Genomic DNA, 6,497 nt, shown 5'->3' on the forward strand with positions numbered 1-6,497 from the left:
AGCATAAGAGTCGAATGTTTGTAACCACTCTACGCTAGCATTACAGTCTTGGCCTAGGAATGCGAAGTTGATAATACTATCAAGCCAGTTGCCATTACATACGCGGTCAGCACCTTCGGTTCCACCGATTGCTCCACCAAGTGTGAATATGCCTGCCAGACCTGACATCGCAGCGTCGAAATTTACAGACACACCACCTGAAGGTGTGTAGGCCGTGTTGTAGTTTGGAGAGCCCGCTAGTGCGTTGCCCGCAATGTACATCATTTCCGTTGCGCCTTGGCTGTGGCTAACTACCCAGAAAGTGTCATTGGCAGCACATTGTGTGTTCGCTTCAGGGTGAATGTAGCCATCGCCATTACCTTGGCGAATTGCAATGATTTGACGTGCAATTTCACCTGCCGCTTCATCGCGCCACCATTGATAGCCCGCTTCGTCTGTAGAGTTGTAGCCGACAATTGCGTAGTTATCTGTTGAACCAGCAATAAGCTCGGTGATCGCGCTGTTTCCAGCATACTCGCTAAAGTTGTAGTTGCTCCAATAATCTAAAGCAGGTTGGTTTGTGCCGCTTTTGAATGAGCCGTCTGTTCCATGGCCGTGAACCATGATGTAGCAGTTGTCAGCCGCTGCTTGGCTTGCGCCAAAAGCAAGTGCTGAACCGAAAAAGAGTCGTGCGAGAAACCCAGGTTTCTTGGTTTTAGTTTCCATAATCAGGCCTTTAGTTCGTCTATATTGTTTTTATTGTGCATCCTGCTTCGGCAATGTTTGCCGATTTACTGCCCAGTTGTTCCTAGGATGCGATTATTCAACGAGATGGCAATAAGTGCTATGACAGAAAAGGACAGATGCATGGCTCTAGAGGTCAAGATTTTTGATGTTGCTGAAGTTGGTATTCTTTTGGTGAGGCGCTTTCCCAGCGTTTAAACGCACGACTAAATGAACTCGCGTCGTTATAGCCAAGAAGAATCGCTATTTCTTGAATAGTTTGTTTGTTTGAACTGAGAAGCTTTTTGGCAATGTCGTGTCTTTCTTGATCAACGATTGTTTGAAAGCTAAAGCCTTGAGCTTGTAGGTGTCGACGTAAACTTCTTGAAGACATACAGAGTTGAGCTGAGATATGTTCTAGGCTAACCATGCTCAGCGCGTTTTTCTGGATAAGTGCGCGCGTTCTAGAAACTGTATCGCTTGGTGCAATGTGCTCCATTTGAGTTTTGACTGTTTTATCGTTTTCTTCTGCGAGTATTGGGTTTGAGAAAACAAGTTTTCTCTCTAACAATGGTTTTGGAAGAAGAACACGGTTTTTCTCTTGGTTGAAGCGTACGGTCTCCGAAAAATATTTGCCGTAGTAGGCGCTCTTTGAAGGTTCTGGATAACTAAATTCGAAGATAAGAGGGACGGATTTTTCACCTAAGCAATAGCAGCCAAACGAGTAGAGAATCGCGTAGAGATATTCGATATAAAACGGCAGGGTGGCACCAAAATCGATATGTGGTGTGATGCTGAATTCGCCCCAGCGTTCGTTGGCCTCAAAGTTGAGGCTAAACTGATTTGTCCATAGCTTGTAATAGTCGCTCAGCAAATGCATTGCTTCGCCGGCTGTGTCACAACTCATTACGCGGCTTGCGAGTAGGCTGTCATTATTAATGAAGTCTTGCACGCCAAGCTGAGCTCCAAAGCTCATATCGGGCGCGTGCTTGATGGCATTCAATAATAGTCTTTGATGTTGGAACGCATCAATTGAAATGTCTCTATGGATAAGGTGGTGCTGCTCAATACCGGTGCCTTCAAGTAATTTAGGCAAATCGACGCCTTGCATGATTAAAAACTTAATCATGGGTTTTAGCTGTTGAATGTTCAGAGAGAGCGCTTCTGCTTTTTGTTTTACGAAGCCTTTCTGATCTTCAATGTTGCATACTAAAGACATAGATCGACGATAACATTGCTATTTTTGTTTGAGCTCAAACGGTAACTCAAAAGTGCTGGTTACAATATTAATAATGCTCAGATAGAAAATTAGGTCACAAAAAAAGCGAACCAATTGGTTCGCTTTGTAAGGGTATAACAGAATCTTGCTTGTTATGGGTAGACAAACTCACCTTTAACAGGGAAGTGGTCTGATAAGTCCCAACGACCCCAGTGCTCAGATTCTATGCTACGAGGAAGTAGCAATGTGTTGCTAGAGCTGATTGGCGTAACGTGTTCATTTGAGTAAAGCACGTAGTCTAAGTACTCGTCATATTGATCATCTGCATACACGTTAATAGAGCCACCGTACGAGTAAGGGTAGTTTTCAAGTGCTGTTGGCTCTGTCGCATCTAGAACCGCCATCAAATCATCACGCTCCTGCGGGAAGTTTACCTTGTCGACATTAAAGTCGCCGGCATAGATAACAGGCTCATTCGCAGGGATGTGCTTGCTGTCTTTGAATGCTTTCAGTTCTGCTAGATGCTCAAAACGATTCGCAATGTCTTCAGGTGTTGTATAGGCGCGAACGTGCGTACCGAACAAGTTGTACGTTTTGCCAAACTTATTGATTTTTGCGTAAACCGCACCTTTTGATGCAAGGCAGTCTTCGCGGATACATGCTTGATAAACAATGTTGTCTTCTACTTCGATTGGCCACTTAGATGCGATAAATATACCGCCGTTTAGAATGCGGCCAAGCTCGAAAGGAATCTCAGTCAGGTAAGGGTATTCACCTTTGATGTGATCGCGGAAGTAGTTTGATGACGCTAGATCATGTGCTTCTTGGAATACGATCGCGTCGTAACCTGGTACTACCATGTGTGCGATTGAGTGGAAGCGATCGTAGGTGTTTTCAGCAGTAATACCTGGTAGTAGACCCCAAATGTTGTAGGTCAATACGTTGAAGCTGTTTGCATTGGCTTCATCTCGAACCTGTTGTTCAAGGTTTGGTTGGATGATGTAATGAAAATCATCGCCTGAAGCGCGTGCGTAGCTTGCTTTGTATGCGAGCGTTGCATCTTGGCCATCAAAGCTGATGTGCTGTTTGTAGATGTCTCGGTCATCCTTCCAGTTGTCATAATTTGCGCTGTGCTTGATGTTACTAAAGGTCATTGTGCCTTTTAGTTTTTGTTGCAATACAACGCTAGAACTCTGACCTTGTACGGTTGTTGTAAACCAGTACTTTTTGCCCCATTTGATGCCTTGGTCGCGATTAAAGCGCAAGAATTTTACTGTGCTCATTGGTGGTACGCTGTGAGCAAGTTGCTCCCATTCGTTGCCGTGGGTGATGTTGTTATGGCCAGTTTGCACTGTGCTAATGCTCAAAGGTTCGGTCGTGCTGTTTGTCAGATATATATATGACTCAGCAAACGCATTGCTGCCAAATGCCATACTGAATAGCAAAGCTAAGGTCAGGTTTTTTTTCATGTGATACTCGTCCGTTAAATTGGGTTTACTGCTGTTCTTCTTGTTATGAGGGCGCGACTTTAACAGCCTGTCGATGACAATTTGGCGACAAAAATCAATAAACAGAATTTTGGCAGTAAAAGAATGTAAATTGGCCTTTTTTGTCACGTTTTTGGTGTTCATGTGGTGATTGTTCAAAACAATTGTTCGAATCAAACAAAATAATTGCACTGCATAGCTGGTTGTTTGCGTACTAAAATTTCGTGCTAATTTTGGATTGAAGTAGGAGTAAGTGAATGGGCTTGTTGGTCGATGGAGTATGGCGTGATGAGTGGTATGACACTAAGAGTTCTTATGGAGAGTTTATTCGTACTGATGCGCAATTCCGTTCTTGGATCAGTGCGGATGCTTCAACTGGGTTTCAAGCAGAGTCAGGGCGCTATCATTTGTTTGTTTCGCTTGCATGTCCTTGGGCGCACAGAACGCTTGTCTTTCGTGCTTTGAAAGGCTTGGAAGATGTTATTTCTGTTTCGATAGTAAAGCCTGAGATGTTATCTCAGGGCTGGGAGTTTCAAGGTGGCGATCTTCCAGACGGCATGAATGGATTGACATATATGCATCAAGTTTATACTTCAGTTCAACCTAATTACTCTGGTCGTGTCACTGTTCCGGTGCTCTATGATAAGAAATCTCGGCAGATTGTCAGTAACGAGTCCTCAGAAATTATTCGAATGCTCAATACGGCTTTTAATGATTTTGCTTCTGATGATGTGGATTACTATCCGGAGTCTAAGCGACAAATCATCGATGAACTAAATGCAGATGTGTACGAGAATATTAATAACGGTGTGTATAAAACTGGATTTGCGACCACACAAGCAGCCTATGAGAAAAACTTCGAAGCCTTGTTTGAGGCTTTAGGTCGTATGGAGGTGCGCTTGTCTGAATCTCGGTATTTGGCTGGTGATACCTTAACCGAAGCAGACTGGCGTTTATTTACCACGCTTGTGCGTTTTGATGCGGTCTATGTTGGTCACTTTAAGTGTAACTTAAAGCGTATTGAGGATTACCCTAATTTATCGAACTACTTGCGAGAGCTATATCAAATAATGGGAATTGCTGAAACAGTCGACTTTGAGCATATTAAGACGCATTACTATTATAGCCATGACATGATTAACCCGACTCGCATTGTGCCGATGGGGCCAGATTTAGCTTTGGAGCGAGCGCATGATCGTGACCGGTTTTAAGGTGTGAGTTATCAAAATAAAAAAGCCCGCGAAAGCGGGCTTTTTGTTTGCGTTTAACTATAAAAACGTTCTTACATGTTTGGATAGTTTGGACCACCGCCGCCTTCAGGTGTTACCCAGGTAATGTTCTGAGCAGGGTCTTTGATATCACATGTTTTACAGTGCACACAGTTTTGAGAATTGATCTGGAAGCGTTTTTCGCCGCTCTCGTCTTCAACAATCTCGTATACGCCTGCAGGGCAGTAGCGTTGCGCTGGCTCATCATATTTTGGCAAGTTTTGCGCAAGAGGGATGCTCCCATCAGCTAGCTTCAAGTGGCATGGCTGGTGCTCTGCATGGTTTACGTTACCGATGAATACGGAGTCAAGTTTAGCGAAGCTAAGCTTGCCGTCAGGCTTAGGGTAATCGATCTTTTTGCTTTCAGAAGCAGGCTTCAATGTGGCGTAATCAGGAGTAGTGTCGCGCAACGTGAATGGAAGCTTCATAATGTTGTGGTGAATGAAGTTGAACGCGCCGCCGCCAATCATGCCAAATTTGTGCATAGCTGGACCGAAATTACGGCTGTTGTATAGGTCTTCATATACCCATGAGTCTTTGAATGCTGCCGAGAATTCAGTGATCTCGTCGTTTGCGCGCTCTGCCGCAATTGCTTTTACGACTTCTTCCGCTGCGATCATGCCGCTCTTCATTGCAGTGTGCGTACCCTTGATCTTAGAGAAGTCCAAAGTACCCGCGTCACAGCCAACGATCAAACCACCAGGGAATGTCATTTTAGGAAGTGCGTTAAAACCGCCTTTAGTAATTGCACGTGCGCCGTAAGAAACACGCTTACCACCTTCAAGGTGCTTGGCGAGCACTGGGTGGTGCTTCATGCGTTGGAACTCATCAAATGGGCTAACGTGAGGATTTGAGTAACTCAAGTCAGTGATCAGGCCAACAACAACCTGGTTGTTTTCGCCATGATAAAGGAAGAAACCGCCTGTCGAATTAGACTCGTTGAGTGGCCAGCCTGCGCCGTGAACAACAAGACCTTCTTGGTGTTGCTCAGCAGGGATGTCCCATAGTTCTTTGATGCCGATGCCGTAGTGTTGTGCATCGCTATCTTTATCTAGCTCGAACTTAGCAATCAACTCTTTACCTAAGTGGCCACGACAGCCTTCTGCAAAGATCGTGTATTTAGCACGTAGCTCCATGCCAGGCATGTAGCTCTCAGTTTGCTCGCCTTCTTCGTTTAGGCCCATATCGCCAGTGATGATGCCTTTTACAACATCGTCTTCAATGATTAGCTGAGCGGCAGGGAAGCCAGGGTAGACTTCAACTTCAAGTGCTTCAGCTTGCTCGCCTAACCAGCGTACAACGTTACCCAGGCTGACAATGTAGTTGCCATCGTTATGCATTGGCTTTGGAATCATCCAGTTCGGAGACTTGAAGCTCTTTTCTGCATTACTCAGCAGATATACTTCGTCTGCTTTAACAGGAACATTTAAAGGAGCACCCATTTCTTTATAGTCAGGGAATAGCTCTTTTAACGCGCGGTCTTCGATAACGGCCCCTGATAGTGTGTGTGCGCCGATTTCTGAGCCTTTTTCAACAACGCAGACAGTAAGTTCTTGGCCTGTTTCTTGTGCTAGTTGACGGATACGGCATGCTGCTGAAAGGCCAGCAGGACCACCACCCACGATGAGAACGTCAAACTCCATCGATTCTCTTTCCATGTTCGGTCTCCTGTTTTTCAAGGTAATTAAAGTTGTCGTTGGTGAGTCTTTACCGATATAGACTTTCTCGCACCACGATATTGCGCGCGATTATACATATAAAGGTATACGAGTGCATTAGTATTCTGGGTTATTTCAAACGATCGTTTGAATTTTATGCAAA

Annotated in this window: 4 protein-coding genes and 1 pseudogene; 1 reads left to right on the forward strand and 4 read right to left on the reverse strand. The window is 44.7% G+C overall.

All coding sequences use genetic code 11. The features are described 5' to 3' along the window. From A3739_RS20090 to A3739_RS20100, 3 genes and pseudogenes are all read right to left on the reverse strand, one after another. A pseudogene (locus tag A3739_RS20090) lies at positions 1 to 705 on the reverse strand (hypothetical protein); the annotation flags it as partial. 154 nt (positions 706 to 859) lie between these two features. Next, positions 860 to 1,921 carry an AraC family transcriptional regulator gene (locus tag A3739_RS20095; RefSeq protein WP_068474916.1) on the reverse strand — a complete coding sequence of 354 codons (1,062 nt, stop codon included), beginning with the start codon at positions 1,919 to 1,921 and terminating at the stop codon, positions 860 to 862. A gap of 152 nt (positions 1,922 to 2,073) precedes the next feature. Next, on the reverse strand, positions 2,074 to 3,390 hold the full coding sequence (locus A3739_RS20100) for a sphingomyelin phosphodiesterase (protein WP_068474924.1): 1,317 nt from the start codon (positions 3,388 to 3,390) through the stop codon (positions 2,074 to 2,076). Positions 3,391 to 3,665: 275 nt separating this feature from the next. Between A3739_RS20100 and A3739_RS20105 the strand changes: the two genes are divergently transcribed. Further along, positions 3,666 to 4,619 carry a glutathione S-transferase family protein gene (locus tag A3739_RS20105; protein WP_068474912.1) on the forward strand — a complete coding sequence of 318 codons (954 nt, stop codon included), beginning with the start codon at positions 3,666 to 3,668 and terminating at the stop codon, positions 4,617 to 4,619. Positions 4,620 to 4,690: 71 nt separating this feature from the next. Here A3739_RS20105 and A3739_RS20110 read toward each other — a convergent pair whose 3' ends face one another. Beyond that, complete coding sequence (locus A3739_RS20110) at positions 4,691 to 6,334, reverse strand: electron transfer flavoprotein-ubiquinone oxidoreductase (RefSeq protein WP_068474908.1); 1,644 nt, start codon at positions 6,332 to 6,334, stop codon at positions 4,691 to 4,693. Positions 6,335 to 6,497 lie beyond the last annotated feature (163 nt).

The organism is Oleiphilus sp. HI0067 (genome assembly GCF_001635735.1).

Coding starts and splice junctions, on each gene's coding strand:
- A3739_RS20110 (WP_068474908.1), bottom strand. CDS start 6,334: ATGGAAAGAGAATCGATGGAGTTTGACGTTCTCATCGTGGGTGGTGGT.
- A3739_RS20095 (WP_068474916.1), bottom strand. CDS start 1,921: ATGTCTTTAGTATGCAACATTGAAGATCAGAAAGGCTTCGTAAAACAA.
- A3739_RS20105 (WP_068474912.1), top strand. CDS start 3,666: ATGGGCTTGTTGGTCGATGGAGTATGGCGTGATGAGTGGTATGACACT.
- A3739_RS20100 (WP_068474924.1), bottom strand. CDS start 3,390: ATGAAAAAAAACCTGACCTTAGCTTTGCTATTCAGTATGGCATTTGGC.